This is a genomic window from Streptomyces sp. NPDC006372 (genome assembly GCF_040612515.1).
Classification (GTDB): Bacteria; Actinomycetota; Actinomycetes; order Streptomycetales; family Streptomycetaceae; genus Streptomyces.
Genome location: NZ_JBEXQJ010000009.1, coordinates 212509 through 238398, shown reverse-complemented (window position 1 = coordinate 238398; position 25890 = coordinate 212509). Strand labels below are relative to the sequence as shown.

Annotated in this window: 27 protein-coding genes and 1 pseudogene; 12 read left to right on the top strand and 16 right to left on the bottom strand. The window is 73.2% G+C overall.

What is annotated here, in order from left to right; translation table 11 throughout:
• Window positions 1–259: 259 nt before the first annotated feature.
• Together ABZ016_RS17550 and ABZ016_RS17545 are read right to left on the bottom strand one after the other, a co-directional pair.
• Window positions 260–1366 carry an NAD(P)-dependent alcohol dehydrogenase gene (locus tag ABZ016_RS17550; protein WP_356917505.1) on the bottom strand — a complete coding sequence of 369 codons (1107 nt, stop codon included), beginning with the start codon at window positions 1364–1366 and terminating at the stop codon, window positions 260–262.
• 23 nt (window positions 1367–1389) lie between these two features.
• Complete coding sequence (locus ABZ016_RS17545) at window positions 1390–2844, bottom strand: aldehyde dehydrogenase family protein (RefSeq protein ID WP_356917504.1); 1455 nt, start codon at window positions 2842–2844, stop codon at window positions 1390–1392.
• Window positions 2845–2947: 103 nt separating this feature from the next.
• Here ABZ016_RS17545 and ABZ016_RS17540 point away from each other — a divergent pair, with 103 nt between their 5' ends.
• The 3 genes from ABZ016_RS17540 to ABZ016_RS17530 all read left to right on the top strand — a co-directional run bounded on the left by ABZ016_RS17540 (window position 2948) and on the right by ABZ016_RS17530 (window position 4707).
• Window positions 2948–3385 carry a MarR family transcriptional regulator gene (locus tag ABZ016_RS17540; RefSeq protein WP_356917503.1) on the top strand — a complete coding sequence of 146 codons (438 nt, stop codon included), beginning with the start codon at window positions 2948–2950 and terminating at the stop codon, window positions 3383–3385.
• Window positions 3386–3590: 205 nt separating this feature from the next.
• Window positions 3591–3971 carry an anti-sigma factor antagonist gene (locus ABZ016_RS17535; RefSeq protein ID WP_356917502.1) on the top strand — a complete coding sequence of 127 codons (381 nt, stop codon included), beginning with the start codon at window positions 3591–3593 and terminating at the stop codon, window positions 3969–3971.
• A 73-nt stretch (window positions 3972–4044) separates the two neighbouring features.
• Window positions 4045–4707 (top strand): DUF4230 domain-containing protein, encoded by a 663-nt coding sequence (locus tag ABZ016_RS17530; RefSeq protein WP_356917501.1) that lies wholly within the window; start codon window positions 4045–4047, stop codon window positions 4705–4707.
• Here ABZ016_RS17530 and ABZ016_RS17525 read toward each other — a convergent pair whose 3' ends face one another.
• The 6 genes from ABZ016_RS17525 to ABZ016_RS17500 are packed head-to-tail and all read right to left on the bottom strand — an operon-like array spanning window position 4708 to window position 8463.
• Entirely contained in the window at window positions 4708–6471 is a 1764-nt protein-coding gene (locus ABZ016_RS17525; protein WP_356917500.1) for a complex I subunit 5 family protein, read from the bottom strand.
• The gene (locus ABZ016_RS17520; RefSeq protein WP_356917499.1) at window positions 6471–6818 is read right to left on the bottom strand and encodes a sodium:proton antiporter; all 348 of its coding nucleotides are present in this window, start codon (window positions 6816–6818) and stop codon (window positions 6471–6473) included. The genes ABZ016_RS17525 and ABZ016_RS17520 overlap by 1 nt, the downstream gene beginning before the upstream one ends.
• A gap of 10 nt (window positions 6819–6828) precedes the next feature.
• A complete protein-coding gene (locus ABZ016_RS17515) occupies window positions 6829–7569 on the bottom strand; it encodes an MnhB domain-containing protein (RefSeq protein ID WP_356917498.1) in 741 nt (246 codons plus the stop codon).
• A complete protein-coding gene (locus ABZ016_RS17510; RefSeq protein ID WP_356917497.1) occupies window positions 7566–7826 on the bottom strand; it encodes a hydrogenase subunit MbhD domain-containing protein in 261 nt (86 codons plus the stop codon). The genes ABZ016_RS17515 and ABZ016_RS17510 overlap by 4 nt, the downstream gene beginning before the upstream one ends.
• Window positions 7811–8284: a monovalent cation/H+ antiporter complex subunit F gene (locus tag ABZ016_RS17505; protein WP_356917496.1), complete on the bottom strand. Its 474-nt coding sequence runs from the start codon at window positions 8282–8284 to the stop codon at window positions 7811–7813. Before ABZ016_RS17505 ends, ABZ016_RS17510 begins: the two co-directional genes overlap by 16 nt.
• On the bottom strand, window positions 8281–8463 hold the full coding sequence (locus tag ABZ016_RS17500) for a hypothetical protein (protein WP_356917495.1): 183 nt from the start codon (window positions 8461–8463) through the stop codon (window positions 8281–8283). Before ABZ016_RS17500 ends, ABZ016_RS17505 begins: the two co-directional genes overlap by 4 nt.
• A gap of 233 nt (window positions 8464–8696) precedes the next feature.
• On the opposite strand from ABZ016_RS17500, the gene ABZ016_RS17495 reads away from it, so the two are divergent.
• Window positions 8697–9254, top strand: a complete 558-nt coding sequence (locus tag ABZ016_RS17495; RefSeq protein WP_356917494.1) for a VanZ family protein — start codon at window positions 8697–8699, stop codon at window positions 9252–9254.
• Here the strand turns inward: ABZ016_RS17495 and ABZ016_RS17490 are convergent.
• Window positions 9251–9487 carry a hypothetical protein gene (locus ABZ016_RS17490; protein WP_356917493.1) on the bottom strand — a complete coding sequence of 79 codons (237 nt, stop codon included), beginning with the start codon at window positions 9485–9487 and terminating at the stop codon, window positions 9251–9253. The genes ABZ016_RS17495 and ABZ016_RS17490 overlap by 4 nt on opposite strands.
• 62 nt (window positions 9488–9549) lie before the next feature.
• Entirely contained in the window at window positions 9550–10359 is an 810-nt protein-coding gene (locus ABZ016_RS17485) for an SDR family oxidoreductase (protein ID WP_356917492.1), read from the bottom strand.
• A 157-nt stretch (window positions 10360–10516) separates the two neighbouring features.
• On the opposite strand from ABZ016_RS17485, the gene ABZ016_RS17480 reads away from it, so the two are divergent.
• The 4 genes from ABZ016_RS17480 to ABZ016_RS17465 all read left to right on the top strand — a co-directional run bounded on the left by ABZ016_RS17480 (window position 10517) and on the right by ABZ016_RS17465 (window position 14981).
• A complete protein-coding gene (locus ABZ016_RS17480) occupies window positions 10517–11560 on the top strand; it encodes a PHP domain-containing protein (RefSeq protein ID WP_356917491.1) in 1044 nt (347 codons plus the stop codon).
• 40 nt (window positions 11561–11600) lie between these two features.
• Entirely contained in the window at window positions 11601–12266 is a 666-nt protein-coding gene (locus ABZ016_RS17475; RefSeq protein WP_356917490.1) for an HAD family hydrolase, read from the top strand.
• A gap of 253 nt (window positions 12267–12519) precedes the next feature.
• Window positions 12520–13668: an aromatic acid exporter family protein gene (locus tag ABZ016_RS17470; protein WP_356917518.1), complete on the top strand. Its 1149-nt coding sequence runs from the start codon at window positions 12520–12522 to the stop codon at window positions 13666–13668.
• 284 nt (window positions 13669–13952) lie between these two features.
• A complete protein-coding gene (locus ABZ016_RS17465) occupies window positions 13953–14981 on the top strand; it encodes an SDR family oxidoreductase (RefSeq protein ID WP_356917489.1) in 1029 nt (342 codons plus the stop codon).
• 94 nt (window positions 14982–15075) lie between these two features.
• Here ABZ016_RS17465 and ABZ016_RS17460 read toward each other — a convergent pair whose 3' ends face one another.
• From ABZ016_RS17460 to ABZ016_RS17450, 3 genes are all read right to left on the bottom strand, one after another.
• Window positions 15076–15360: a hypothetical protein gene (locus tag ABZ016_RS17460; RefSeq protein ID WP_356917488.1), complete on the bottom strand. Its 285-nt coding sequence runs from the start codon at window positions 15358–15360 to the stop codon at window positions 15076–15078.
• A 73-nt stretch (window positions 15361–15433) separates the two neighbouring features.
• Window positions 15434–16402 carry an aminoglycoside phosphotransferase family protein gene (locus ABZ016_RS17455; RefSeq protein ID WP_356917487.1) on the bottom strand — a complete coding sequence of 323 codons (969 nt, stop codon included), beginning with the start codon at window positions 16400–16402 and terminating at the stop codon, window positions 15434–15436.
• Window positions 16403–16426: 24 nt separating this feature from the next.
• The gene (locus ABZ016_RS17450) at window positions 16427–19609 is read right to left on the bottom strand and encodes a cytochrome P450 (RefSeq protein WP_356917486.1); all 3183 of its coding nucleotides are present in this window, start codon (window positions 19607–19609) and stop codon (window positions 16427–16429) included.
• A gap of 152 nt (window positions 19610–19761) precedes the next feature.
• Between ABZ016_RS17450 and ABZ016_RS17445 the strand changes: the two genes are divergently transcribed.
• Entirely contained in the window at window positions 19762–20406 is a 645-nt protein-coding gene (locus ABZ016_RS17445) for a PAS domain-containing protein (protein WP_356917485.1), read from the top strand.
• On the opposite strand, the pseudogene ABZ016_RS17440 reads toward ABZ016_RS17445, so the two are convergent.
• Window positions 20346–21213: pseudogene (locus ABZ016_RS17440) on the bottom strand (DUF3626 domain-containing protein). The gene ABZ016_RS17445 and the pseudogene ABZ016_RS17440 overlap by 61 nt on opposite strands.
• A 132-nt stretch (window positions 21214–21345) precedes the next feature.
• Here ABZ016_RS17440 and ABZ016_RS17435 point away from each other — a divergent pair.
• The 3 genes from ABZ016_RS17435 (at window position 21346) to ABZ016_RS17425 (ending at window position 24483) form a co-directional block, all read left to right on the top strand.
• A complete protein-coding gene (locus ABZ016_RS17435) occupies window positions 21346–21840 on the top strand; it encodes an FBP domain-containing protein (RefSeq protein ID WP_356917484.1) in 495 nt (164 codons plus the stop codon).
• A gap of 87 nt (window positions 21841–21927) precedes the next feature.
• Window positions 21928–23181 carry an FUSC family protein gene (locus ABZ016_RS17430; RefSeq protein ID WP_356917483.1) on the top strand — a complete coding sequence of 418 codons (1254 nt, stop codon included), beginning with the start codon at window positions 21928–21930 and terminating at the stop codon, window positions 23179–23181.
• Between the two features lie 105 nt (window positions 23182–23286).
• On the top strand, window positions 23287–24483 hold the full coding sequence (locus ABZ016_RS17425; protein WP_356917517.1) for a lactonase family protein: 1197 nt from the start codon (window positions 23287–23289) through the stop codon (window positions 24481–24483).
• Here ABZ016_RS17425 and ABZ016_RS17420 read toward each other — a convergent pair.
• Together ABZ016_RS17420 and ABZ016_RS17415 are read right to left on the bottom strand one after the other, a co-directional pair.
• Window positions 24451–25179 carry a DUF2470 domain-containing protein gene (locus ABZ016_RS17420; protein ID WP_356917482.1) on the bottom strand — a complete coding sequence of 243 codons (729 nt, stop codon included), beginning with the start codon at window positions 25177–25179 and terminating at the stop codon, window positions 24451–24453. The two genes, ABZ016_RS17425 and ABZ016_RS17420, sit on opposite strands and share 33 nt — an antisense overlap.
• Window positions 25180–25264: 85 nt before the next feature.
• Window positions 25265–25873, bottom strand: a complete 609-nt coding sequence (locus ABZ016_RS17415) for a TetR/AcrR family transcriptional regulator (RefSeq protein ID WP_356917481.1) — start codon at window positions 25871–25873, stop codon at window positions 25265–25267.
• Window positions 25874–25890: the final 17 nt, after the last annotated feature.

Here is a 25890-nt window from a genome sequence, read left to right as displayed (position 1 = left end):
CCGTCCTCGGAACGGCGCGATGGGGTCGGATACCGACTAACCGTCCGTTGACGCGCCAACCGCTGCGGGCGGACACCCCCCGACACGTCCCCTTCCGTGCGTACGCGAGTGCGGGTACGCTCCGGCTTAGTGCGGGCCGCCGTCCCGCTGAGCTGCGGGCAGTCGTGCCGCTGGGGCGGCACGGGTGGGCGCAGCGGCACCTCGTCGCGCCGAGTTGCGCAACGCCCCGTCCCGGGCGGCGACGCCCGGGGGCTTGGTGTCAGAACGTCAGCACCGGCTTGATGGCCTTGCCCGACCGCATGTCCTGGGCCGCCCGGTCGATGTCCCCGAAGGGGTACGTGCTGATCAGGCGGTGCAGCGGCAGGCGGCCCTCCCGTACCAGGCGGACCAGGGCCGGGATCATGGTCTGCGTCTCGCTGTCGCCGAGGGTCAGCCCGACGATCCGCTTGCCGCCGAGGAGGCCGTTGACATCCAGGGCCACCTCCGTGCCGAAGGGCGGGGCGCCGACGACGACCAGGGTGCCGCGGGCGGCGAGCGCGTCGACGCCCTGGCGCAGGACACCGACGTTGCCCGTGCTCTCCACCACCCCGTCCGCGCCCTGGCCGCCCGTGATGCCGGTGAGGGCCTCGGCCAGGTCCGTCCGGCTGGTGTCGACGGTGTGCGTGGCGCCCAGTTCCGCTGCCAGACAGAGGCGTTCGGCGACCCGGTCGACGGCGACGATCCTGGTGGCCGGGGTGAGGGCCGCCGCCATCACGGCCGACAGGCCGACCGCGCCCGCGCCCAGGACGACGACCGTGCTGCCCGTCTCCGGCTTCAGGACGTTCCACACGGCCCCCACGCCGGTCTGCACCCCGCAGCCCAGCGGGGCGACGGCCTCCAGCGGCACGTCCGGGTCCACCTTGACGAGGCTGCGCTCGTCGGCCAGCGCCCGCTCGGCGAAGGAGGACTGGCCGAAGAAGTGACCGCCCAGGGCCTCGCCGTCCCGGCTGATCGTGCTGGTGCCGTCGGCCCGGCCGCCGCCGAGCAGGTTCAGCGGCAGCCAGGTCGCGCAGTAGGCCGGGTGCCCGCCGCGGCAGTTGCGGCAGTCACCGCAGGAGGTGAAGGAGAGCAGGACGTGGTCGCCGGGCGCGACGCCGGTGACGGCGGAGCCGACGGCCTCGACGACGCCCGCGCCCTCGTGGCCCAGGACCCCGGGCAGCGGGAAGGGCAGTCCGCCGCTCGCCACACCCAGGTCGGTGTGGCACAGGCCGGTGGCGACCATGCGGACCAGCGCCTCGTGCGGGCCGGGTTCGTCGAGGACGACGTCGGAGAGGGTGAAGGGCGCGCCGCCGGACTCGACGACCGCGGCACGGGTGGTGGTGGGCATCGCAGGGGCTCCTTGACGGTGGCTCAGTCGAGCGAGACGACGACGGACTTGACCTTGGTGTAACCGGCGAGGGCCTCGGGCCCGTACTCGCGGCCGTGGCCGGAGTCCTTCACCCCGCCGAAGGGCACCGCGGGGTCGAGCATCGCCCAGTCGTTGACCCAGACGATGCCGGCCTGGAGACGGTCGGCGACCCGGTGCGCGCGGGCGAGGTTGCCGGTCTGGATGCCCGAGGCCAGGCCGTAGGGCGTGGAGTTGGCGAGGGCGACTGCCTCGTCCTCGTCGTCGAAGGGCTGCACGGTGAGGACCGGGCCGAAGATCTCCTCCTGGACGACCCTGGAGTCGTTCGACAGGTCGGCGATGACGGTGGGCTTGTAGTAGTAGCCGCCGTCCAGGTCGAGCCGCTCGCCGCCGCAGACGACCCGGCCGCCTTCCTTGCGGGCCAGGGCGACGTACTCCTCGACCTTCTTCAGGTGCTTCTCGGCCGCCATCGGGCCGATGACGGTGGCCGGGTCGCGCGGGTCGCCGACCGGTACGCCGGGCACGGCCTCGGCGAGGATGCCGAGCAGCGTGGGATACACCGAGCGGGCCACCAGCAGGCGTGGGCCGCCCATGCAGAACTGGCCGGTGTTGAAGGCGAAGCCCTTGATCACCGCGCCGACGGCCTTCTCCAGGTCGGCGTCCTCGAAGACGATGTGGGCCGCGTTTCCGCCGAGTTCCATGGTGACGGGCTTGAGGGCCTCGCCCGCGACGCTCGCCACGTGCCGGCCGATCGCGGTGGAGCCGGTGAAGGCGACCTTGTCGACACCGCGGTGGCGCAGCAGTGCCTCACCGGCCACCGGGCCGGTGCCGGTCACGACGTTGACCACGCCGTCGGGCACACCCGCCTCCTGGAGCAGCCCGGCCATGTACAGGGCGCTGAGCGGGGTCTCGTCGGCGGGCTTGTGGACGACGGTGTTGCCTGCCGCGAGCGCGGGGCCGATCTTGGAGCCGGCCAGGATCAGCGGGAAGTTGAACGGGGTGATCGCGGCGACCACGCCGAGGGGCTCGCGCCTGGTGTAGGCGAGGGCGTTCAGGGGGGTGTCGCGCAGGGCGCCGTCCTGACTCTGGGCGAGCCCCGCGTAGTACTCGTAGTCGTTGGCCGCGTTGGTCACGTCGACCGCGCCGCACAGCGTGATGGGCTTGCCGACGTCGAGGCTCTCCAAGGCGGCGAGTTCGTCGGCGTTCTCGCGGATCAGCCGGGCGACGCGGTGCAGCACCCGGCCCCGCTCGCGGCCGCTCAGTCCTGACCAGGCACCGTCGTCGAAGGCCTCGCGGGCGGCCCGTACGGCCGCGTCGACATCGGCGGGAGCCGCCTCGGCGACGGTGGTGACGACCGTGCCCCGGGACGGGTCGACCACCTCGGTGCGCGCGCCGTCGGCCGCCTCGCGCCACTGTCCCCCGACGAACAGCTGCCCGGGTTCCCTCTGGAAGGTGGTCATCGCCGCTCCTCAGCGTCGTCGCCAAGATTTCAACAAACAGGTTTCCTGTTGGTTCGCAGTCTCTTTACAGACAGGTTTCCTGTCAATGCTCTAGCCTGCTTCCATGCTCGACACACAGGTGACCAAGGCGCCCCCTTCCCTGCTCTACATGGTCAAACAGGTGGAGCTCGTGGTGCGCTCCCACCTGGACGAGCTGGTCCGGCCCTCGGGGATCACCGCACTTCAGTACACCGCGCTGACCGTCCTGGAGCGGCACGACGGCCTGTCGGCGGCCCAGCTGGCGCGCGACTCCTTCGTCACCGCCCAGTCCATCGCGGATCTCGTCCGCTCCCTGGAGGGCCGCGGGCTGGTGCGCCGGGAGCGCAATCCCCGCAACCGCCGCGAGCTGCAGATCCTGCTCACCGACGACGGCCGGGAGCTGCTGGCCCGGCACGCCGGGCCCGTCCGGGAGCTGGAGGAGCGGATGGTCCGCGACCTCACGGCGCACCAGACGGAGCAGTTCCGCCAGGCCCTCACCAAGGCCTGGCAGACACTCTCGTAGCCAGGAGCGCACGCCCTGCAGCACGCCCGCGCTCGCCCCCGCGCACACCCCGGCGCGAACCTCGGCCAACTCGGCCGCAATTCAAAGACATATGTCAATCGAACATGCTGAAATTCATCCGTTGGAGGGTAACTTGCGGGGCGGGCAACGGTTTTGAGGCCGCGGCCCCTCCCCACGCACGGAGCAGGCTGGAGGCGATCTCGTCGTGCGGCAGGAACCTGCACCGCTCACCCGGCATCTGCGCGTCCGACAGGAACGTGGGTACACGGTGCTGGAGTTCCGCGGCGAGATCGACCTCGCCGCAGCCGCGGAGATCGCCCCGCACCTGGACCGGGAGACCGACCGCCCCGCCGCCCGGGTCGTGGTCGACCTCAGCCGGATCGAGTTCTTCGACTGCTCGGGCCTGCGGCTGCTGTACCGGGCCAGGAGCCGGGTGCTCGACCGAAACGGGCAGCTGCTCCTCGTCTGCGCCCACCCGCTGACGCTGCGCGTCCTGCGGATCACCGGCCTGTCCCGGCTGCTGCCCCCGCAGCCGACGCTGGACGCGGCGCTGGGACAGCCGGAGGCGACGTCCGGCCCGGTGTGACGTCCGGTTCCCAACAGGCCGGTCTGGCAAGGGTTCTGGCGGGCATCCGGTCTGTAGGAAGGAGGGCCGTCGCATGACGACTCCCGTCAAGCGCCTCCCCAGGCGCATGCCCGGCTGGGCGAAGGTGGTGGCCGCGCTCGTGCTGGTGCTCGTCGTGTTCTTCGCGGGGATCCGGCTGAGCGTGATCCCCGGCCTGAAGGACCTGTTCGGCACCGACACCCACGACCGGTCCGGTCCCGCGCTGCTGAAGTCCATCCAGGACATCAGCCGTTACGACGCGGCCTCCGGCAACTTCCAGGTCGTCGTGGACCTGGAGAAGGACGCCAGGTTCCTGCCCGACGCGCTCCGCGGCACCCGCACCCTGTACGTCGGTGCGGGCACCGTCGACGCCTATGTCGACCTGGGCAAGGTCGGCGAGAACGACGTGCGCGTCAACGGCGACCGCACGTCCGCCACGCTCCGGCTGCCCCACGCGCAACTGGGCAAGCCGGCCCTCGACCCCGACCGCTCGTACGCGGTCTCCAAGCAGCGCGGTCTCTTCGACCGCCTCGGCGACCTCTTCTCGGACAACCCCAACGGCGAACAGGCCGTGCAGAAACTCGCGGTCCGGCACATCGGCGACGCCGCGAAGGAGAGCGAGCTGACCGCACGCGCCGAGTCGAACACCACCGGCATGCTCGAAGGCCTGCTGGGGTCCCTGGGTTTCAAGGAGGTGCGGGTCTCGTACGGGAGCTGATCAGCTTCCCAGCACCCCGGGCAGGGCCAGCGTGCCCAGCAGCGTGGTGCCCACCAGGAACCACGCGACGTAGTCCCCGACGTGCCCGGACTGCAGGCGCCGCAGCGACAGCGCCCGGTCCGGCACGGCGAGGAACCGCGGCCGGGTGACGGCCACGGCCGCGAGGGCGAGCGCCAGCGCGGTCGAGGCGAGGCCGAGCAGGACACCGAGCGGGGTCCAGTGCACCGAGACCTGCACCAGGCCACCGGTCCCGGCCTCCTGCACTGCATGCCCCACCGCCTCGGCGAAGCCCGGGACCACGCCGACGGCGAGGGATCCGGCGAGCAGTAGGGCCGGGACCGCCGTCATGGTGTCCGGGATCCGGCTCAGCCGGTGCCGGGTCTCGGGCCGCTCCCCCGCGCCCGTCGTCTCGTACGCGTCGCCCTCCTGGGGCCGGGGGCCGAGGCCGAGGAACACCCGGGCGGCGACCCGCAGGACCGCCCCGGCGGTCACCGCGCTCGCCACCACGAACAGCACCGTGAGGGGGCCGCCCACGGCCTCCTCCGTGACCGACTTGCCGAGTGCCGTGCCGAAGGGCGGCAGCCCGGCGAGGCCCAGACCGCCGATCACGTACAGGACGGCGACTGCGCGCAGCGTCCGCGCCCGGCCGTGCAGCGCGTGTTCGTCGACGGAGCCGTACCGGTCGAGGAGGATGCCCGTGCAGGCGAAGAGCGCCGCCTTCACCCCGGCGTGTCCCAGGACGTACAGGGCGACCCCGTCGTCCGCCTCCGGTGTGAGGGTGCCGATGCCGACGAGGAACAGGCCCATGTGGGCGACCGTCGAGTAGGCCAGCAGCCGTTTGATGTGCCTCTGGTACCAGCACATCACCGCACCGACCACCGCCGTCAGCGCACCGAGCGCCACCAGGGCCCGCTCCGCGTCGGGGGCGGGCAGACCGCCCGGGCCGGAGAAGACGGTGTCGTACACCCGCCACACACCGAAGGCGCCGAGTTCCACCATGACGCCCGACAGCAGCATGCAGACCGGGGTGGGGGCCACGGCGTGCGCGTCCGGCAGCCAGAAGTGGAACGGTACGGCCGCGCCCTTGACCAGCAGGGCCGTCAGGACCAGGACGAAGCCGGCGAGGACCAGCGCGTCGGGCGGGCCGTGCGCGTCCAGCCCCTGTCCGATCCGCGTCATGCCGAGCTCGCCGGTACGGGCGTACAGCAGCCCGATGCCCATCAGCATCGCGTACGCGCCCAGCGAGTTGACGACGCCGAAGGTGAGCGCTCCCTGCACGGCCCTGGCCTCCTCGACCCGGTGGCCGGTCAGCGCGTAGGCGACGACGCTCATCAGCTCGAACCACACGAACGCGTTGAACAGGTCGCCCGCCATCGCGAAACCGCACATGCCGCCCTGGAAGAGCAGCAGCAGTGCGGGGAACGATCCGGCGTGCCCGCGCGGCGGTTCGTCGAAGTAGTGCCAGGAGTAGACGAGGGCGGCCAGGGTGAGCGTGCAGACGAGCGCCGCCATGCCGAGCCCCGGTCCGTCCCCGACCAGGACGATTCCCACGCTCTCGCCGTGCACCGGCACCCAGCCGCCCACCCACTCCACCAGGGGCGGCGTGGAGTCGAGCAGCAGCACGACCGCGAGCGCGGCGGAGCCCGCCGAGACCAGGCAGCCGACGGACTCGGCGACGCCCCGGGGCACCCGGCCGCCCGCGGCGGCCAGCAGGGCGGCCCCGAGCAGCGGGACGGCGACGAGGAGCGGCAGCAGGTGGTGCATCAGCCGCGCAGCTCGGAGAGTTCGTCCGGGTCGACCGTGCCGTGCCGCTTGGAGACCTGCACGACGAGGGCGAGGAGCAGGGCGGTGACGGTGGCGCCGACGACGACGTCGGTCAGGGCCATTGCCTGGACGACCGGGTCGACGACCGGGCGCGCTCCGGGTTCGAGGTCGGAGAAGACGGGCGCGGTGGCGCCGTCACGGTAGCCGACGGCGAGCAGCAGCACGTAGGTGGCGGACTGGCACACCGACAGGCAGCCGACGGCGTGGATGAGGTCGCGGCTGGTGGCCAGGCCGTAGCAGCCGGCCAGGAAGACCCACGCGGCGACCAGGTAGGGGAACACGTCCATCACAGCGGCCTCACGTCCCGCTCTCCTCCTCGATCTCGACGGCCTGGTCCAGGAACCGGGCGAGCAGCACCACGACGGCGCAGGCGACCTCCATGCCGACGGCCGCGTTGAGCAGCGGGACGGTGCCGCCGGAGGAGAGCGTGTTGAACGTGCCGTGCGGCAGCAGTGTGTTGGCGAGGAAGGCGGTGCCGCCGAGCAGCGCGGCGACGCCGGTGACCAGGTAGGCGCTGACGGCGACCGCGTCGCCCGCTTCGTACAGACCGATCGGACGGACGCGTTCCAGGGCGCGGTAGTCGGCGCCCAGGTACAGCAGGTGCAGGGCGGTCGCGGCGACCACACCGCCCTGGAAGCCGCCGCCGGGGCTGAGTTGCCCGTGTGCGACGACGTACAGGCCGGTGAGCAGGGCGACGGGCAGCACGAGCAGGGCGTAGCGGCGTACGGGCGGGGCGACCTCGGCGGGCCGGGGCCGGGCGCGGTGTTCGTCGCGGGTCTGCCGCAGCAGGACGACGCAGCCGAGCACGGCCGCGAACAGGATGGTCAGTTCGCCGAGTGTGTCGAAGGCCCGCTGGTCGAAGTTGACGGAGGCGATGGTGTTGGCGGTGCGGTGGGCCAGGGACGCCTCGACGGCGCGGTCGCCGTAGGGGTGACGGTCACCGCCGAAGGCCGGCAGGCCGAAACAGGCCGCGACCAGCAGCGCGGCAAGACCCGCGCCGCCCACGGCCACCAGCCACAGTCGTGTGCGGGGGCTCACTCGTCGTCTCCCTCGCGCTGTCCGCGCCGTCTCACCTTGCGGACCGTCAGCAGGAGCAACAGCGGCGTCAGCGCGGAGCCCACCGCGAGCTGCGACAGGGCCACGTCGGGCGCCTGGAGCACGGTGAACAGCACGGCCAGCACCACCCCGAGGACGGCCAGGACCAGACTCTGGCGGGCGGGGTCGCGGGTCGCCACGGCCACGGTCGCGCAGGCGGCGACCAGCACCAGGGCGACGGCGATCAGGATGTGGTCCACGACGCCCCACTCTCCTTCCCGGTTCCCGTCGGGCCGGCCAGCGCCCGTGAGGCGAGGAGGTTCCCGCCGACCAGCAGGGCCCCCGTCACCAGCAGCTTGGCCATCGCCCGGCCCGGACCGGTGACCGCGCACAACGCCAGCACCACCACTACCCCGAAGCCCGCCGCCGCCCAGGTGGCGATCCGGGCGCGGGGCGGGTCCTCTGCCAGTTCGTCGCCGAGCAGCCGTGCGAAGACGAGCGTGCCGACCGGGCCGAGCAGCGCGAGCACCAGGGCCAGATCGACGTAGGAGGGGCGGCCGTAGCCCTGGGCGAGAAGCAGCAGGCCCGGGCAGGCCACCGCGGTGGAGAGGTTCTGCGCGACGACCCGGCGCCGCAGCGGCCCGGTGGCGACGCCCCACAGGGCCCCTGTCAGGCCCGTGCCGAGCGTCGATGTCGCGGCGAGGACCCAGCCGTTCACCGCCCGGCCACCGCTCGCCGCGCGGCCCGTGCCGCGAGCGCCCCGACGAGTGCCGCGGCCGCGCCGACGGCGAGTTCCAGCGGGTCGACGGTGCTGACGAACACCAGCCACAGCGCGGCGAGCGCGGCCCACCAGAGCGGTACCTCGGCCAGGGCGAGGAGCGTCGTACGCCGGTTCACACGACACCTCCACGGGTGCTGGACGTTGTGGCGGTCATCCAAGCACCGCCCCCGGCCGTGGGACGTGGCGGCGCGCTGCGACCCCCGAAGCCTGGAGTGCCCCGGCGGATCACGGGGAAACCGTGGCTGGGAACGGTCCACGGCGGCGGGGTAGCCGCGGACCGGGCGGCATCGGCGCCGCATCCGCGGGTAACCGCGTTGTCACGCAGGGAAGTTGACGAGTGGAGGACCGAATGGCCGAAGCAGCCTCACGTCTGCGTACCACCGGTACCGGGAGAGAGCGGCGCCCACTGCCGCTGCCGATCCGGCTGCTGGCGGTGGTGTGCGCCTTCGTGTTCATGGTCGCCTTCGCCGTGGTGCTGGCACGGCTGACCCTGCAGCCCTCCCCCGCGTCGGAGGCGCTGACCCACACCAACCTGCATCCGGGCCGGTCTCTGAAGGCCTATCTCGACCAGCCGGAGCTGCGGGACGCCGTACGGCAGATCGGCGGCAACATCCTGCTGGGTGTTCCCTTCGGCGTCCTCGTGCCCGTCGTCGCGCCGCGCACCCGCGGCTTCCTGCGGGTGCTGCTGCTGACCGCCGTGGTGATGCTGCTGGTGGAGTTCGCCCAGGGCGCGCTGGTCACCGGCCGGGCCTTCGACATCGACGACGTCATCCTCAACACCGGTGGTGCCCTCATCGGTTACCTGCTCCTGGGGCGCCGTCTGAGCCGAGCGGTACACGCACGCAGGCCCCGCGCCGACCGGCCGGCGAAGAAGCGGTTCGCCCGCAGGAGCTCCCGCAGGAGCTAGTGCATCGTCCAGGTGAACTTGTCTCCGCCCACCCAGCGCACCACGTCCGGATCGTCCAGGTCGTGGACCCTGATGCCGAACGCGGCGGCGGCCATCAGGACATCGATGACGGCCCGGGCCTCCCCGACCACCTGACCGTCGATTTCCACGATCCGGAACGGCGGGGTGCCCGGCTGCACTCCGAGCACCATGATCCGCGGACGGAACACGTGCGGGCTGGCGATTTCGGTCATGCATCGAGCGTAGAGCGCAATCGGCGGGAGCGCGGCCCTCGAGTCACCGGCCGGCGGGGCGTTCAGGGGCGGCGCCAGTCGTCGTCGGTCAGGTGCGATCCGGCCTGCGGGCCCATGCGGAGCATGCCGCCGTCGACGCTCCAGGACGCACCGGTGACGTAGGAGGCGTCCGGGCCGGCGAGGAAGGCGATGACGGCGGCGACCTCGCGGGCGTCGCCGGGCCGTCCGAGGGGGACGCCGGGGCGGCTCTCGGTGTGCGGGTCGGTGTCGTCCTGCCCGGTCATGGGCGTGGCGATCTCGCCCGGTGCGACGGCGTTGACGGTGATGCGGTACTCGGCGAGTTCGAGCGCCATGACCTGGGTGAGCAGGCCCAGCCCGCCCTTGGCGGCGCAGTAGGGCGCGGCACCCACGCGCGGCTGGTGCTCGTGGACGGACGTCACGTTGACGATCCGGCCGCCGTCGCCCTGCCGGATCATCCGCCGGGCCGCTTTCTGCCCGCACAGGAACGGCCCCACGAGGTCGACGTCCAGGACGTCCCGCACGTCGGACAGCTCCAGGTCGAGGAACGGCGTCATGGTGCCGGTGCCGGCGTTGTTGACCAGCACGTCGAGTCGGCCGAGGCGCTCGCACAGCTCGTCGACGGTGTCGGCGGCGTCGGGCAGCCGGGTGAGGTCCATCCGGGCGACCTCGGCCCGCTGCCCGTGTGCCCTGACCTCCTCGGCCGTCTCCTCCGCTCCCTTGCGGTCGCTGTGCCAGGTGATGCCGACGTCCATGCCCGCCCGGGCCAGGTGTACTGCGGTGGCCCGGCCGATCCCGGAGTCGGCGCCGGTGATCACGGCGGCCCTGCTGCTGGGCTCTGTGGGGGCGGACATGACAGGCCTCCTCGTCGAAGCGGTCGGGTGTCGACGCGGTCCCGGTGTCGACGCGGTCGGGACGAGGCATCGCAGTACCCGGGGGCGTACGGGGCAAACCGCCCGCCCGTCGTGCGGCCCGCCCGCCGCTGGGGAACCCTTGAGGTCGGAGGTGGTGATGGACCCCGTCGAGGCACTGGACCGGATCGCCTTCCTGCTGGAGCGGTCCCTGGCGCCGACGTATCGCGTGCGCGCCTTCCGCACGGCATCCCGGGTACTGAGGGAGCTGGGCGAGGACGAGGTGCGGCGGCGGGCGGAGGCCGGATCGCTGGAGTCCCTCAAGGGGGTGGGTCCGAAGACCGCGCAGGTGGTGCGGGAGGCGCTGGCCGGTGAGGTGCCCGGCTATCTGCGGAAGCTGGAGGACGAGGCGGAGGAGCGGCAGCCGGTCGTGCGGGGCGGCGAACGGCTGCGGGAACTGCTGCGCGGGGACTGTCATCTGCACTCCGACTGGTCGGACGGCGGCAGTCCGATCGAGGAGATGGGCCGGGCCGCCGCGGAACTGGGCCACGAGTGGGCGGCGCTGACCGACCACTCGCCGCGTCTGACGGTGGCGCGCGGGCTGTCGGCCGAGCGGCTGCGGGAGCAGCTGGACGTGGTGGCGGAGCTGAACGCGACCTGGGCCCCGTTCCGGCTGCTGACCGGGATCGAGTGCGACATTCTCGAGGACGGCTCGCTCGATCAGGAACCGGAGCTGCTGGAGCGGCTCGACGTCGTGGTGGTGTCGGTGCACTCCAAGCTGCGCATGGACGCCCGGTCGATGACGCGCCGGATGGTGGCCGCCGTGCGGGATCCGCACTCGGACGTGCTCGGGCACTGCACGGGGCGGCTGCTGACCGGCCGGGGGCGGCCCGAGTCGGAGTTCGACGCGGACGAGGTGTTCGCGGCCTGCGCGGAGACGGGCACGGCCCTGGAGATCAACAGCCGGCCGGAGCGGCTCGATCCGCCGCGCCGGCTGCTGCGCCGGGCCGTGGACGCGGGGGTGCTGTTCTCCGTGGACACCGACGCGCACGCGCCGGGGCAGCTGGACTGGCAGATCAACGGGTGCGCGCGGGCCGAGGAGTGCGGGGTGCCGCCCGAGCGGGTGGTGACGACGTGGGCCCTGGAGGAACTGCTGGCCTGGACCCACGGGAGGCAGGTGCCCTCCGGCGTGGCCGGCGGCTGACGTGGTACCCGGGCCGTCCGGAGAGAAAGGGATCGCACGCATGGCACAAGCGGAACGGGCGGCCGTGTTCGACGTCGACGGCACGCTGGTCGATACCAACCATCTGCACGTCGTGTCCTGGTGGGAGGCCTTCCGGCAGGCGGGGCACCAGGTGCCCATGCACGCCGTTCACCGGGCCGTGGGTCTGCCCTCCACCGACCTGGTCGCCCATGTGCTGGGTGAGGACCGCGACCCGGACCAGGACGCCGATATCAGCGCCGGGCACAAGGCGCTGTACGGGCAGTACTTCGGCCGGTTGCCCGCGCTGCCGGAGGCCGGTCCGCTGCTGCGCCGCCTGCACCGGGACGGCTGGGCGGTGGTGCTGGCCACCTCGGCGGGCGGCGCGGAGCTGAGCGCGCTGCGCCGGGCGATCGACGCGGACGACGCCATCACCGCCACGGCGAGCGCCGACGACGTCGACGCCGGCAAGCCCGCGCCCGAGCCCGTCGAGCACGCCCTGGAGCTGGCCGGGGTGCCCGCGGAGCGGGCGGTCTTCGTCGGCGACACGGTGTGGGACATGCGGGCGGGCAGCCGGGCCGGGGTCCGCTGTGTGGGCGTCCTGTGCGGCGGCATTCCGCGCGGCGACCTGGAGAAGTCCGGCGCGGACGCGATCTACGACGGTCCCGCGCACCTCCTGTCGTCCCTCCGCGACAGCCCCCTGGCATGAGCCCGGGTGAAACCTCCGGTCCTGCGGATACTCGCAGCGCAGGACGTGCCTGACGCGCGTATCGACTGTGACGAGGGTGATCCGGCGGACGACTGGTGCCCTCCGCCGGCGGAAGGACGGAGGCACGGTGGCGGACGACACCCGCCCGGCTGGGCGGACGGGCCGCGGGACGCGGCCCCGGGAGGGGGCGGACAGCCGGTCCGCCGGGGGCCCGCGCGAACGCGTGGGCGGCTTCGGGCGGGCAGTGCGCACCATGCGGCCGGTGGACGCCGTGCGGCGCGAGAGCCGGACCGCCGCGGAGGCCGTCCGGTGCGCCTGGCGGGAGCCCGGGCGGGAGCGGGATCTGGTGGTCCAGTCGCTGAAGGCCGCCGCCGCCGCGGTGCTCGCCTGGCTGGTGGGCGGCGTCTGGATGGGAGACCCGATGGCGCTGATGGCGCCGTGGGTGGCGCTGGTGCTGGTGCAGGCCACCGTCTACAGCTCGCTCCTGCAGGGCGCACGGCAGTTCGGGGCGATCTGCATCGGCACCGTGCTGGCCTCGGCGGCGCAGGCCCTCACCGGAAACACGACGGGCGCCCTGGCCCTGTCCGTCCCGGTGCTGATGCTGCTCGCGAACTGGTCCCGCTTCGGCGACCAGGGCATCTACGCGGCGACCACGGCGCTGTTCACCCTCACCGCGGGCTCCGTGAGCACGTCCAGCGTCGGTCACCGCGTGGGGCAGGCCGCGATCGGTGCCGTCATCGGCGTCGCCGTCAACGCGTTCGTTCTGCCGCCGATCCATCTGCGGGACGTCCGGGAGAACCTGGCGGCCCTCGCCCGGGAGTCGGGGGACGTGCTGCGGTCCGTCGCCGGGGACCTGCGCGAGGGCGAGTGGGACGCGCAGACCGCCGCCGGCTGGCTCAACGCCTCCGCGCAGCTGGACCACCGTCTGGACGCGCTGCGCTCGGCGCGCCGCTGGAGCCAGGAGAGCCTGCGCCTGACCCACGGCCCACTGCGCGCCCTGCACCGCGTGCCACACATGCCGCTGCCGCCGCCGGGCGAGGACGAACGCCTGAGCCGCGTCACCGGGCACGTCACCGCCCTGACCCGGGCCCTGGCGGTGGCCGTGGACGACAACCGGTCGTCCGCCCCGCCTGAGGTCCCGGCCCTTCGCTCGTACGCGGATCTGCTGGACCTGATCGGGGACGCCTGCCGGATGGAGGCCGACCGGTTGCTGAACGGCAGTGTGGACCCTCGCCGGGTCGGTGAGATGGACAGGGAGATGCAGGAGCTGCACCAGCAGTTGCAGGAGACGCTGCGTGAGCAGGCCGGTCAGGGAGCCGCTCATACGGCGGTTCTCGGCACGCTGCTGCTCCAGGCCGAGAATCTGTGGGCGGAGACCGTTCCGGACAGCCATGAGCGGTGACGCACGTCACCGCGAAAGGGCTTCGAGGCCGGAACACCCAGAAGTGGTTCTCCGTTGAACAACACGTGGGTGCGGATGGGACAGTGTCCCCGGGCCTCACCATTCGCCCACAGGGACGATCGTTCGGCTGAAGCCCTGTGGAGCCCTTCGCCGAGAGGCGACCGCCATCCGTGCCCACCCTCAGCCGCCCCGGCCGCGATTCCCCCGTCCGGCCGGGGCTTTCTCATGCCCACCCGGGTACTCGGTCAGCTCCCGAGGACGCACGCGGCCGAGAGGAGCGCAAGGTGAACAGTGCAACGGGCATGAGGATCGTCGTCACGGGCGCCACCGGCAACGTGGGAACCAGCGTGGTGCGCCTCCTCTCGGAGGATCCCGAGGTCACCTCCGTACTGGGCCTGGCCCGTCGGATCCCCGACTGGTCACCGCCGAAGACGGACTGGTCGGCGGTCGACCTGGCTTCCGAAGAGTCGGACCTCGTGGAGCAGTTCGCGGGCGCCGCCGCGGTGGTCCATCTGGCCTGGGCGTTCCAGCCGACGCACGACCCGGCGGCCACCTGGCGCACCAACGTGCTCGGCAGCATGCGGGTGTTCGAGGCCGTGGCGGCGGCCGGGGTGCCGGCACTGGTGCACGCCTCGTCGGTCGGCGCCTATTCTCCGGGCCCCAAGGACCGGACGGTCGACGAGTCGTGGCCCACCCACGGCTGGCCGGACGCCGCGTACTGCCGGGAGAAAGCCTACCTGGAGCGGGCGCTGGACACGTTCGAGCGCGACCATCCCGAGACCCGGGTGGTGCGGATGCGGCCCGCCTTCCTCTTCAAGTGGGAGTCGGCGAGCGAGCAGCGCCGGATCTTCGGGGGCCGGTTCCTGCCCGGCCCGCTGGCCCGCCCGGAGGTGCTGCCCTTCCTGCCCGACATCCCGGGGCTGCGGATGCAGGCGCTGCACACGGACGACGCGGCGAACGCGTACCGGCTGGCCGTCCACTCCGACGCCCGGGGCGCCTTCAACCTCGCGGCCGAGGAAACCGTCGATGCGAGGCTGCTGGGCGAGATGCTCGACGCGCGGCCGGTGCGGGTGCCGCGCGGCGCGGCCCGCTCGGCGATCGCCGCCGCCTGGGGTCTGCACCTCCTGCCCGCCTCCCCGCACCTCTTCGACGCGGTGCTGCGCCTGCCCCTGATGGACTGCGCCCGCGCGCGCACGGAACTGGGGTGGCGGCCCGAGCACACGGCGACGGAGGTGCTGGAGGAGTTCCTGGAGGGCCTTCAGCAGGGCGGCGGCGAGCGGACGGTCCCCCTGCGGGGACGCAAGGTGGGCTGACCGCACTGCAACCCGCTCCGACGGCCGATGGCCGCGGCCGACCCCCACAGTCGGTCGCGGCCATCGGCGTTCCAGGGGCCGACGCGCTCAGCGCTCAGTCGGCCGGCTCGTCCGGCACCGGATGCTCGGGGTGCACCCCTCCCTGGCGCGGCTTCCCCTGCCGGCCCGTCCCCGCCTCGTCCGTGTCGGGGACGTCGTCGGCGGTCTCGTCGGACGCGTCCTTCCCGCTCCCGTCGTCCTTTTCCTTGCCGGTGCCGGTGCCCGTGAAGCGCGGCGCGACCTCCCACGGGTCCTCGCCCACGTCGGCCTGCTGGTCCGGCATGTCCCGCGGGACGGGGTCACCGTTCTCGCCGGGCCCTTCGAGGCGATGGTCGGTCACGGCACACTCCTTTCGGCTCGTCGGTGCGCCGCGCGAGTACCTCGGCCGTGACCTGCGAAACCTCAGGTGTGAACTAAGAGGCGGCTGCTTCCTCGATCTCGTCCAGAGCTCCGACCAGCTCCGGGGCGACCCTCTCCTGCACCCACCGCCGGTGCTCCTCGCCGGCCTCACGCGGGACCGTCTCGGTGAGCATGATCAGGTACAGGTAGGCGCGGTACAGGGCGTAACGGAGGCGGGCCGGGGTGCCGAAGGCGGCCCGGCCGCCGGCCTCCCGGTAGCCCGCGAGGAACGCCTCGTCCTTCCGGATGTCGCCCAGCAGCGCCAGGGAGACGAACTCGGCGAGGGGGTCGCCCCAGAACATGCGCTCCCCGTCGATGAGGCCACCGATGCGGACGCCGCCTGCCGAGCGGTCGACCAGGATGTTGCCCCGCCACAGGTCGAAGTGCACGAGGCACGGCACGGTGACCTCTTCGAGGGCGCCGTACGCCGAGGAGGCGGTACGGGCCACCGCGTCGACCGGGCGGGGCAAGGGAGCGCCGTAGCGCCGGGCGTCGTCGAGGACGGCGTCGAACATCGTCGTGAACGCGGTCCGCCAGTCGGGGGCGAGCGGGCCGAGGGCGCCGGAGGGGTAGCCGAATCCGGGGCCCGTCACGCGGTGCAGACGGGCCGTCTGACGCCCCAGCTCGGTACGGAGGGTGAGGTGTTCGGCGTCCGTGAGCGTGTCGTCCCAGGCGTCGCCCGGGCAGGCCGTCATCAGCAGGCAGTCGTCCCGCAGGGACACCAGCCGGGGCGCGGGCACCTCGACGCCGGCGGCCCGGCGGTAGAACTCGCCCTCCGAGACGAGCAGGCGGCGTTCGTGCCGCAGGCCGGGGGTGGCCGCCGGGGGCGGGACCTTCAGCACGTAGCGGTTGCCGTCGGTGAGCAGGAGTTTCTCGACGGTGTTGTACGTGCCCCCGGTCAGCGGGCGGAGGTGGGCGAGGCGGCCGGGGTCCAGGCCCGCCTCGCGCAGGACGTGCCGGGCCCGATCCCAGGAGTCCACCACCGTGCGCCCACCCCTCCCCTTCGGTCAGCCGGCCGCGTACACGTCCTCGACGTAACGCCCGTCCGCGACCAGTCCGTCGAGCCACTGTCCGGCGGCCGTCTCGTCGGCGCCCGGCGTGTGCTTGCGGTACAGGGTACGGAACGCCTCCCGCACCCCGGGCGCCATCCGGGAACCGTCACCGCAGACGTACACCCGCGCTCCCGCGTCCAGCAGCGCCCACACCTCCTCCGCCTCGGCGGCGATGCGGTGCTGCACGAACCGCACCTCGCCCTCGGGCTCCTCGCTGAAGGCGGGGCGCAGGGAGACGGCCCCGGCGGTCTCCGCGGCGCGCAGTTCGTCGGCGTGCAGATAGTCGGCGCCGGGCGCGTCACAGCCGAAGTAGCACAGGGCCGGGGCCGGTTCGGCACCTGCGGCGCGGGCTGCCGTGCGGTCGGCGATCGCGCCGCGGAACGGGGCGAGGCCGGTGCCCGCCGCGATCATGACGACCGGTGCGGATCCGCCGGTGGCGTCGATGCGGAAGGCCTCCCGGCAAGGCTGCACGCGTGCGTACACGACGTCGCCGGGCTCGACGGTGTTGAGGTGGCCGGATCCGGTGCCCCGGTAGACGCCCTTGCCGGAGCGGGCGGGTGCCTCCAGCAGCGAGACCATCAGGTCCGCGTGGCGTGGGTCGACGGCGGGCGAGGAGGAGATGGAGTAGTGGCGGGGGCGCAGCGGGGTGAGCAGGTCGAGGAGCCGGGGCCAGTCGAGGGCGCCGCGCAGGGCCGGGTGGTCCTCGATGATCTCCACGAGGGTGCGCGGGTCGTCGGTGAGGGCGGCCAGGGCCGTGCGCTCCGGCGGGCACGGGTCGGCGGCGGCGAGCGCGGCCAGCTGCCCGGCGCTCGGGCGCTCCTGCAGCTCCACGTGGTGGGTGAGGAGCTGCCGTACCGTCACGGGGCGGTCGACGGCGATGCCGTCGCGGCGCGGGCGGGTGGCGCGGATGTCCAGGACGTCGTCGAGGTCGACGCCGAGCGCGGTGGCGGCGCGGGCGACGAGGCCGGGGGCGTTGGCGGGCAGCACGGTGAGGTGGTCGGCCGTGCGGTAGGTGACTCCCTCGGGCAGTGCGACGCGGACGAACCTCTTGCGGCGGGCGTAGCCGGGCGCGGTGAGGTCGTAAGCCTCGGTGACCCGCATGGGGACGAGTTCGTGCCGCTCGGCGAGGGCGTCCAGGGGGCCGCCGGTCAGGGTGCGGACCTCGTAGGCGGTCTCGGGCACGCCGGCCGGGGTGGTGGCGTCCGGGTCGCCGTACTGCTCCAGCAGGGCGGTGCGCAGGGCCGTCGTGAACTCCCGGACGGTGCCGGTGAGGTCGCCGGAGGCGTCGGCGGCGGCGCGGTCGAGCAGCCGGGTGGCGCCGGACGCGGCGAGCCGCTCGTCGATCCGCGTGGGGACGTGCTGGTAGGTGGCGGCCCAGTTGCGGTCGCCGACGCCGAGGACGGCGTAGGTCACCCCGGACAGGTCGTGGGTCTCCTCCAGCCGGGCGGCGAAGGCGGTGGCGTCGTCGGTGGGGCGGCCGTTGTAGGAGGCGGCGGTGATGACGACGGGCCGGTCGGTGGGCAGGCCGCCTGCGTAGGCGTCCAGGGCCGCCACCTCGGTCTCGCAGCCGACGGCGGCGGCCTCGTCGGCGAGCTGGGCGGCGAAGTCGCGGCAGGTGCCGTAGTTGCTGCCGTGCAGGAAGAGGGCGGCGGTGCCGGGGCGGACGCGGGTGGGCAGGCCCTGCGGTTCGGCCGACCGGGAGTCCTGGACCGGGGCGGCGCCGGGCAGCGGTGTGTGGACGCGGTCGGCGGAGGTGCGCGGCGTGAGGGCGAGCGTAAAGCCCTCGGGCTTGAGGGTGAGGGTCTCCTTGACGTCGAGCCGGTAGTCGGCGTGGTCGCGCAGCCGGTAGCGGTGGACCAGCATGGCCAGCAGCATGGTCGCCTCGTGCAGCGCGAACTGCCGGCCGATGCAGGCGCGCTCACCGGTGCCGAACGGCTTGAAGGCGTGCACCGGGCGCTCCGCTTCCGCCTCCGCCGTGAAGCGGGACGGGTCGAACAGCTCGGGGTTGTCGCCCCACACGGGCTGCCGGTGCAGCATCGGCGTGAGCACCAGGGCGGCCTGCCCGGCGCGCAGCGGGATACGGCCGCCGAGCAGCGTGTCCTCGCGGGCCTCCCGGGAGAACACGGCCGCGGTGGGCCACAGCCGGAGTGCCTCGTTGAGGACCTGCCGGGTGTAGGTGAGGCGGCCGATCTCGTCGTACGTGGGCTCGACGTCCGCGGCGTCGCCCCACAGCTCGTCGACCTCGCGCTGCACCAGCTGGAGCGCGGTGGGGTGCTTGGCGAGGTAGTACAGCGCGAAGGACATGGCGCCGGAGGTGGTCTCGTGGCCGGCGATCAGGAAGGTGATGACCTGGTTGCGGATGTTGGCGGTGTCGAGCGTGCTGCCGTCGGCCGGGTGCTCGGCGGTGAGCATCAGGCCGAGCAGGTCGTCGGACTGGCTCTGGTCGGTGCCGGTGCGGGCGGCGATGACCTCGTCGACGACCTGGGCGAGATAGGCGGAGTCCTCGCGGAAGGCCGCGTCCGCCGCCGAGTAGTCCTGGCCCGGGACCCGGGCGAGGCGGGTCATGCTCCACTCCAGGCAGCGGACCATCGACTCGACGAAGGGGTGCGGCTCGGCCCGCTCGAAGGAGCCGAAGTCGTAGCCGAACCCGGAGAGCCCGATGGTGTCGAGCGTCATGCGGGTCATGTCGCCGGGCACGTCCACGGGCCGGCCGGCGCGGGCGTCGCGGTCCCAGGACGCGATGAGCCGGCGGGCCACCTTCAGCATCACGGGGTGGTAGGTCCGCATCGAGCCCAGCGCGAAGGCGGGCATGAGGATGTCGTGCGCCTTGGCCCAGTTGGGCTCGTCGTTGTACGCGGTGAACAGGCCGTCGGCAGCGAACTCCCGGACGTTCTCCAGACCGGGCCCGATGTGCTTGGCGAACCGCTGCTCGTCCGCGAGCTCGGCCACGAGGTCCAGGTCGCCCACGAACAGGGTGTCCCGCCCGTACAGCCGCCGCACGAACACCGGCCCGTGCTCGCGCATCAGGTCCATGGCCTGCTGGATCGGCGCACCGCCGGGTCCGGTGGCGGTGATGTCGGCGACGGGGACCCCGGGGAGGGAGTCTGCGGGCCGGGGAGTCTGTGCGGTGGGGCGCATGACGCGACAACTGCCTTTCGCGGTACGGAAGTACTGCGATCCAGAGTGATCCACGGGGCCCGGCGGCCCGTACGGCGGCCCTACATGATTCTGTAGTTCGGGAACACGCTCCGCCCTTGCGCGGGGCGCCGCGGCATGGCAAGGAGGCACGCGTGGACCAGGGCCGGCAGGAGGCCGTGACGTGGCGCAATCGCGCCCTGCTCCTGTTCGACCGGGTCGCCATGCCGGTCGCGGTGTGCGACGTGTACGGCGCGGTGCTGCTCGCCAACCCGGCGATGGCGGCGGAGTGCGGTGTGACACCGGGGCGGCTGCGCGGCCGGGACGTGCTGGAGTTGTTCAGCCCGCGGGAGGCGACGCAGGTGGAGCGGATCGCCGAGGCGCTGCGGCTGCGGCACCGCTCGCGGTACCAGGTGTCGGTGTGCTGGCGGGCACCCGGCGGGGCGGAGCGGTACGGGGAGCTGACGGCGGACCCGGTGAGCGACACGGCGGAGGACACTCCGGCGCTGCTGGTGATGCTGCGCGTGGACGGCGAACAGGCCCCCTCCACCGCCCCGCCCGCCGGGCCGGCCCGGGTCACCCCGACGGAGGCCCGCGTCCTGGCCCTGCTGGCCGCCGGCGCCACCACCGCCCGGGCGGCCCGCGAGACGGGCCTCACCACCGACGGCGTCACCTACCACCTGCGCCGGCTGACCTCCCGCTGGCACGCCGCCAACCGCACGGAACTGGTGGCCCGGGCCTATGCGCTGGGGGTGCTGGACCCGGGGGTGTGGCCGCCGGAGGTCCGCGCCGCGGAGTAGGCCGTGCCCGCCCCCTCCGGGGCGCCGAAGCGGGCGAGGGTGTGCCACACCATCTTCAGGTCCTGCAAGGCGTACCGGTCACTCCGGGCGGCGTCCCCGATGGCCCGGGGGTCGACGAGTCCGTCCCGGGCGATCCGGGCGCCGAGCTCCGCGTACTCCCGGCCGCGGTAGTCCGCGTGGCGCCGCAGTCCGGCCACCGTCAGCCGGTAGCCGGGGTGCCACTCGACGGGGCAGGGCAGGTGCCGGGTCCGCCGCTTCGACCGGTGTGCCGCGGTAGCAGGCGTCCAGGACGAGCGCCTCCACGTCACGGGAGAGGTCGACGCCGCCGTGCACGTGTGCCTCGATGTAGTCGTTGAGGGCGTCCTGCTCGTCCGCCTCGGCGAGCGCGATGAGGGACATGCCGGCCGCGACACCGAAGTCGGCCGGCTCGGCGGCGCTGTCGGGGTAGCAGAACGTGGCCCGGGCCAGTGCGCCGGCGGTCAGCCGGAAGTGTGAGGAGCCGAAGCGCGGTGCCGCGCCGACCACTTGCCGGCGGAAGTTCAGGGCGCCGTACACCGGCCGCTCGGCCGCGGCCGCGTCGTCGTACGCCCCGCCGAAGATCCGGCTCTCCCAGCGCCAGCGGTCACCGCCGGGGCGGGCGGTGAGACCGCCGTTGCTGGTACCGGTGACGAACTGCGAATGGTAGGCGCCGTCCCGTGCGAGGGCCGTGAGGAGGGACACGCCGCGGGCCGTCCACCGGTCCGGGTGGAAGTTCAGCGTGATGCGCAGCCGCCTGTCGACGGCGGGTCCGGCCGAGGCGCCCGCCACATGGCGCAGTGCCGCCCGCGCCCGCCGCGACACGGCATCCGGAAAATCCACTGGCTCCCCCTCGCTGACGCTTCTAGCCTGTCCCACGAAACCTAGGACCCCTAGGTTTGGCCGCGACGACCAGGAGCCCCCATGAGATCACTCACCGAACAGGACATCCGCACTTCGTTCGTCAACTGCTCGAAGGGAGAGGCCAAGCGCCTGGCCGTCCCCCGGGACCTCGCCGAGCGGCCCTGGGACGATCTCGACTTTCTCGGGTGGCGTGATCCGGGGGCCCCGGACCGGAGTTATCTGGTCGTCGAGCGCGAGGGGCGGCTCGTCGGGGTGGCGATGCGGTTCCAGGCCGCCCGGAGCGGGTTCCTGCACCGCAGCATGTGTTCGCTGTGCCTGACGACGCACCCACGGGGCGGTGTCTCGCTGATGACCGCGCGCAAGGCGGGTCCGGCCGGCCGGGACGGCAACTCCGTAGGCGTGTACATGTGCACCGACCTCGCCTGTTCCCTCTACGTCCGCGGGAAGAAGGTGCCGGAGTCCGGGTCCCGCTTCGAGGAGAGCCTCACACAGGCCGAGCAGATCGAGCGGACCACGGGTCATCTGGCGGCCTTCCTCGACAAGGTGCACGCCTGAGGGCCCTCGGTCGCCCGCGGATTCCCCCGGCACTAACGTCCTTCATGGATGCGTTCGATGTGCCAGGGGAAGGGGAACGGCCCGAGGATGCGAGAGGTACGTGAGTGGTCGGCGCCCGCCACACGGATCCTGCGGAAGCACCGGGACCCCGTGGTCGTCCAGACGCTGCGGTCCGCGACCGCGGCGACGATCGCGTACGTCATCGCGCTGCGGCTGAGCCCCGAGCAGGCACCTCTCACCGCTCCTCTGACGGCGCTGCTGGTCGTCCAGGTGACGCTGTACGCCACGCTCACCAACGGCTTCCGGCGGGTGAACGCCGTGGTGACCGGGGTCCTCGTCGCCATCGCGTTCAGTCTGCTGGTGGGTCTGACCTGGTGGAGCCTGGCGCTGCTCCTCGTGGCCTCGCTGGCCGTGGGACGGCTGGTCCGGGTGGAGGAGTACGTGCCCGAGGTCGCGATCAGCGCGATGCTCGTCCTCGGGGTCACCACCGTCGGGAACACGGCGTGGGCCCGCGTGGTGGAGACGCTGATCGGCGCGACCGTCGGACTCGCCTGCAATCTGCTGCTGGCCCCGCCCGTATGGGTGGAGGAGGCGGGCGAGTCGATCGACGGCCTGGCGCGCCGGCTGCGGCAGCTGATGCTGCGCATGGGTGAGGAGGCGGCCGGCCACACACCCGTGGACCGCGCGGAGGAGCGGCTGTACGAGGCGCGGCGTCTGGACCACGACATCATCGAGGTGGACGCGGCGCTCCGGCAGGCCGAGGACAGCCTCCGTCTCAACCCGCGCGTACGGGAGGGCCTGCTGCACCGGGTGGTGCTGCGCACCGGTTTGGACACTCTGGAGATCTGCACGGTCGTCCTGCGGGTCCTCGCCCGCTCCTTCACCGACCTCGCCAAGGAGCGCGAACCCGAGCCGCTGTTCGAGACCGAGACGGGCGCCGCGCTGGAACAGCTGCTGTCCGAGATCGCCGACGCCGTGGTGAGTTTCGCGGTACTGGTGACCACCCATCTCAGCGAGAGCGCCGAGTCTGCGGAGGAACGACTCGCCACGGAGTTGCGCACCGCCGCGGGCACCCGCGACAAACTGGCCCTGCTGCTGCGCGAGGACGCCGAGCGCGAGACGCGGCACTGGCAGTTGCTGGGTGCCGTTCTGACGGAGGTCAACCGGATCCTCGACGAACTCGACACCGAGCACCGCTCCCGGCGCCTGTTCGAGGAACTCGACCGCGTGTCCGGGGAGCAGCGCGCCCGGCTGCCCCGTCTGACCCGGCTGCGTGAGCGCCTCGGGGTCCAGGAGCAGCTGTGGCGCGACCGTGCCGGGCTGGGCGGTCGTTCCCGCTGAAATGCGTTGCAGCAAGCGCAACGACCGGTGCCTTTCTTGCACCCCGCGATGATCCACGCCATGGTGGCTGTCGCGACGGGGACGAGTGACGACCTGAGGGGCGACATGAGCAGTGGCGGCTGGAGCAGGCGCCGGTTCGTCGGCGCACTGGCGGGCGGGGCCGCCACGGCCGCGCTGCCGGCCTGTGACGACGCGCCCGCACCCACGCCCACGACGACGCCGGCGGCCCCCGAGGCGAGCGCGAGCCCTTCCCGGCAGGCCCGGCGCCCTTCCGGGCCGCGCCCGCTCTACCTCGGCACCTACACCTCCGTGGACGGCGGCGGCAAGGGCATCGGGCTGGCCACGTACGACGCGGCGACGGGCCGTATCACCGGCACCGGCACGCTCACCGGCGTCGGTGACCCGTCGTACCTCGCGGTCCACCCGGACCGGGGCACGCTGTACGCGGTGAACGAACGCGAGGACGGTGGCGTGACCGCCGTCCGGCTCTCCGACCGGAAGGTCCTGGGCAGCCGGAGCACCGGTGGCGCGGCGCCCTGTCATCTGTCGGTGCATCCGGGCGGGCGCTGGCTGTTCAGCGCGAACTACGGCTCGGGCAGTGTGGCCGTGCACCCGATCGACGCCTCGGGCGCCCTCGGCGAGCGCACCGACCTCGTCACGCACTCCAGTCCGGCGCCCGGGCCGGGACAGGAGGGCCCGCACGCCCACCAGATCATCACCAGCCCCGACGGGGGTCATGTGCTCGCCGTCGACCTGGGCACGGACACCGTCTACTCCTACCGGCTGGACGAGAAGGCCGGCACGCTCAGCGAGGTCTCACGGGCGCGGACCCGGCCGGGCGCCGGCCCGCGCCACCTCACGTTCCACCCCGGCGGCCGGTACGCCTACCTCGCCGACGAGGTCGACAACACGGTGGCGGTCTGCGCGTACGATCCGGCCACGGGCCGCGTGAGCGTCGGCGAGGCGCAGTCCACGGGCACGGGTTCGGGCACGAACTATCCCGCGCAGATCCTGGTGACCCCGAACGGCCGCTGGGCCTATCTCGCCAACCGCGGCCACAACAGCCTCACGCGCTACGCCGTCGAGGCGGACGGCGCGAAGCTCAGGTTGCTGGACACCGTGCCGGTCGGCGGCGACTTCCCGCGCCAGATCGCCCTCTCGCCCGAGGGCACGCTGCTGTTCGCGGCGAACCAGAAGTCCTCCTCGGTGACCGTCTTCCACGTGGACGAGACGAGCGGCGCGCTGCGGCGGGCCGGCGAACCCTTTCCGTCACCGGTCGCCGTCTGTGCGCTGCCGCTGTAGGGCCCTTGGGCAGGACGCGGCGCTCGCCTGGCCGAGCAGGACGTGCATACGCTCCGTGAGCTGCGCGACGTCGTCGGCGGGCCTGTGGAACGCCAGCCGTACGTCGCCGTGGGCGCGGCCGCGCTCGATGCGCAGCGTCAGTCCGTTCCGGTCCACGGCGAGCGGCTGGACCCGGACGGCGCCCTGCAGGCTGTCGGAGTCGACCAGCCGGGTGAGCCGCTCGACCGCGTCGGCGTGGCAGTCGGCCAGATGGGTCAGCAGCCGGGCCTCGGCCGTGGTGAGCGGATCGGGCACGGCGGCGGCGAACTCCTCGAGGTCCACCACCACGGCCCCGGCCGACTGCCGCAGCACCACTCGCGTGGGCCGGAGGACCAGCCGGTCCTCCTCGACGGTGAACCAGCCCGCGAGCCACAGCCGGGCGCGGATCCGGTTGCGCAGCGGGACCGGGGCGACGTCGGCGAACTCCAGCACCGCGGACGGCTCGCCACGGGGTGCGCAGATCGCGGCCGCGAGCAGCGCACTGTCCTCGGGCACGGTCACGAGCACCCTGCCGTCCTCGGTCACCGTGTGCGCGCCGACCAGTTCCTCGCGCGTGCCCTCCGCGATCACCGAGCAGGACCACGCGGCGGCGAGCACCGAGCGCGCCCGCTCCGCCGCGGCAGGGGCCGCCGTCCAGCTCTGGCTGTCGTCACCCATCCCAGACCTCCTTAGGTAAGCCTTGCCTAACTTACCGAAGATCGGAGTGTGCGCCAACCACGTCACGTGACCTTCACGAGGCCTTTCAGGGCGTGAGGACGCCCAGCAGGGCGCGCGCACACAGCTCACGCACCTGCTCCCGGCTCAACTCCGTGCCGCGCAGCCACTCCAGGCAGACGGACGTGGTGAACGCCAGCCAGCCGCGCACGGCGAGCCGCACCTCCGGCCGGACCTCGAAGGCCGGGCCGAACTCGGGATCCTCGGCCAGCGCCGCGAGGATCTGCCGCTCCTGCGCGGCCAGGGCCCGCTGGTAGACCCGGCGCACGGCCTGGTCCCCCGCCGCGTCGGCACGGTGAAAGGCGCGGTAGCCGTGCGCATGCGCCTCGACGTACTCCAGGAACGTGTCGAGCCCGCCCGGGAGCTGCTCGCGCACGGGCACGCCGGGCACCGCCGCCGTCATGCGCAGCATCCGCTCGCTCTCCCGCTCGACGACGGCCGCGAAGAAGTCGCGCTTGGTCGGGAAGTAGTGGTACAGCAGCCCGCGCGACACCCCGGCGATCTCGGCGACCTGCTCGATCCACACGTCGTCGTACGGATTCTCCGAGAACAGCCGCGCCCCGACCGCCAGCAGCTGCTCCCGGCGCTCCTCGGTGCTGAGCCGGCGGCGCGTGCGCCCGCCCTGGTTCGCGGCCATGCCCGCACTGTACTTGA

Excerpts from the sequence above, each read along its gene's own strand:
- ABZ016_RS17550 (WP_356917505.1), bottom strand. The coding sequence starts at position 1,366 with ATGCCCACCACCACCCGTGCCGCGGTCGTCGAGTCCGGCGGCGCGCCC.
- ABZ016_RS17545 (WP_356917504.1), bottom strand. The coding sequence starts at position 2,844 with ATGACCACCTTCCAGAGGGAACCCGGGCAGCTGTTCGTCGGGGGACAG.
- ABZ016_RS17540 (WP_356917503.1), top strand. The coding sequence starts at position 2,948 with ATGCTCGACACACAGGTGACCAAGGCGCCCCCTTCCCTGCTCTACATG.
- ABZ016_RS17530 (WP_356917501.1), top strand. The coding sequence starts at position 4,045 with ATGACGACTCCCGTCAAGCGCCTCCCCAGGCGCATGCCCGGCTGGGCG.
- ABZ016_RS17525 (WP_356917500.1), bottom strand. The coding sequence starts at position 6,471 with ATGCACCACCTGCTGCCGCTCCTCGTCGCCGTCCCGCTGCTCGGGGCC.
- ABZ016_RS17520 (WP_356917499.1), bottom strand. The coding sequence starts at position 6,818 with ATGGACGTGTTCCCCTACCTGGTCGCCGCGTGGGTCTTCCTGGCCGGC.
- ABZ016_RS17495 (WP_356917494.1), top strand. The coding sequence starts at position 8,697 with ATGGCCGAAGCAGCCTCACGTCTGCGTACCACCGGTACCGGGAGAGAG.
- ABZ016_RS17490 (WP_356917493.1), bottom strand. The coding sequence starts at position 9,487 with ATGACCGAAATCGCCAGCCCGCACGTGTTCCGTCCGCGGATCATGGTG.
- ABZ016_RS17485 (WP_356917492.1), bottom strand. The coding sequence starts at position 10,359 with ATGTCCGCCCCCACAGAGCCCAGCAGCAGGGCCGCCGTGATCACCGGC.
- ABZ016_RS17480 (WP_356917491.1), top strand. The coding sequence starts at position 10,517 with ATGGACCCCGTCGAGGCACTGGACCGGATCGCCTTCCTGCTGGAGCGG.
- ABZ016_RS17475 (WP_356917490.1), top strand. The coding sequence starts at position 11,601 with ATGGCACAAGCGGAACGGGCGGCCGTGTTCGACGTCGACGGCACGCTG.
- ABZ016_RS17470 (WP_356917518.1), top strand. The coding sequence starts at position 12,520 with ATGCGGCCGGTGGACGCCGTGCGGCGCGAGAGCCGGACCGCCGCGGAG.
- ABZ016_RS17450 (WP_356917486.1), bottom strand. The coding sequence starts at position 19,609 with ATGCGCCCCACCGCACAGACTCCCCGGCCCGCAGACTCCCTCCCCGGG.
- ABZ016_RS17435 (WP_356917484.1), top strand. The coding sequence starts at position 21,346 with ATGAGATCACTCACCGAACAGGACATCCGCACTTCGTTCGTCAACTGC.
- ABZ016_RS17430 (WP_356917483.1), top strand. The coding sequence starts at position 21,928 with ATGCGAGAGGTACGTGAGTGGTCGGCGCCCGCCACACGGATCCTGCGG.
- ABZ016_RS17425 (WP_356917517.1), top strand. The coding sequence starts at position 23,287 with ATGAGCAGTGGCGGCTGGAGCAGGCGCCGGTTCGTCGGCGCACTGGCG.
- ABZ016_RS17420 (WP_356917482.1), bottom strand. The coding sequence starts at position 25,179 with ATGGGTGACGACAGCCAGAGCTGGACGGCGGCCCCTGCCGCGGCGGAG.
- ABZ016_RS17415 (WP_356917481.1), bottom strand. The coding sequence starts at position 25,873 with ATGGCCGCGAACCAGGGCGGGCGCACGCGCCGCCGGCTCAGCACCGAG.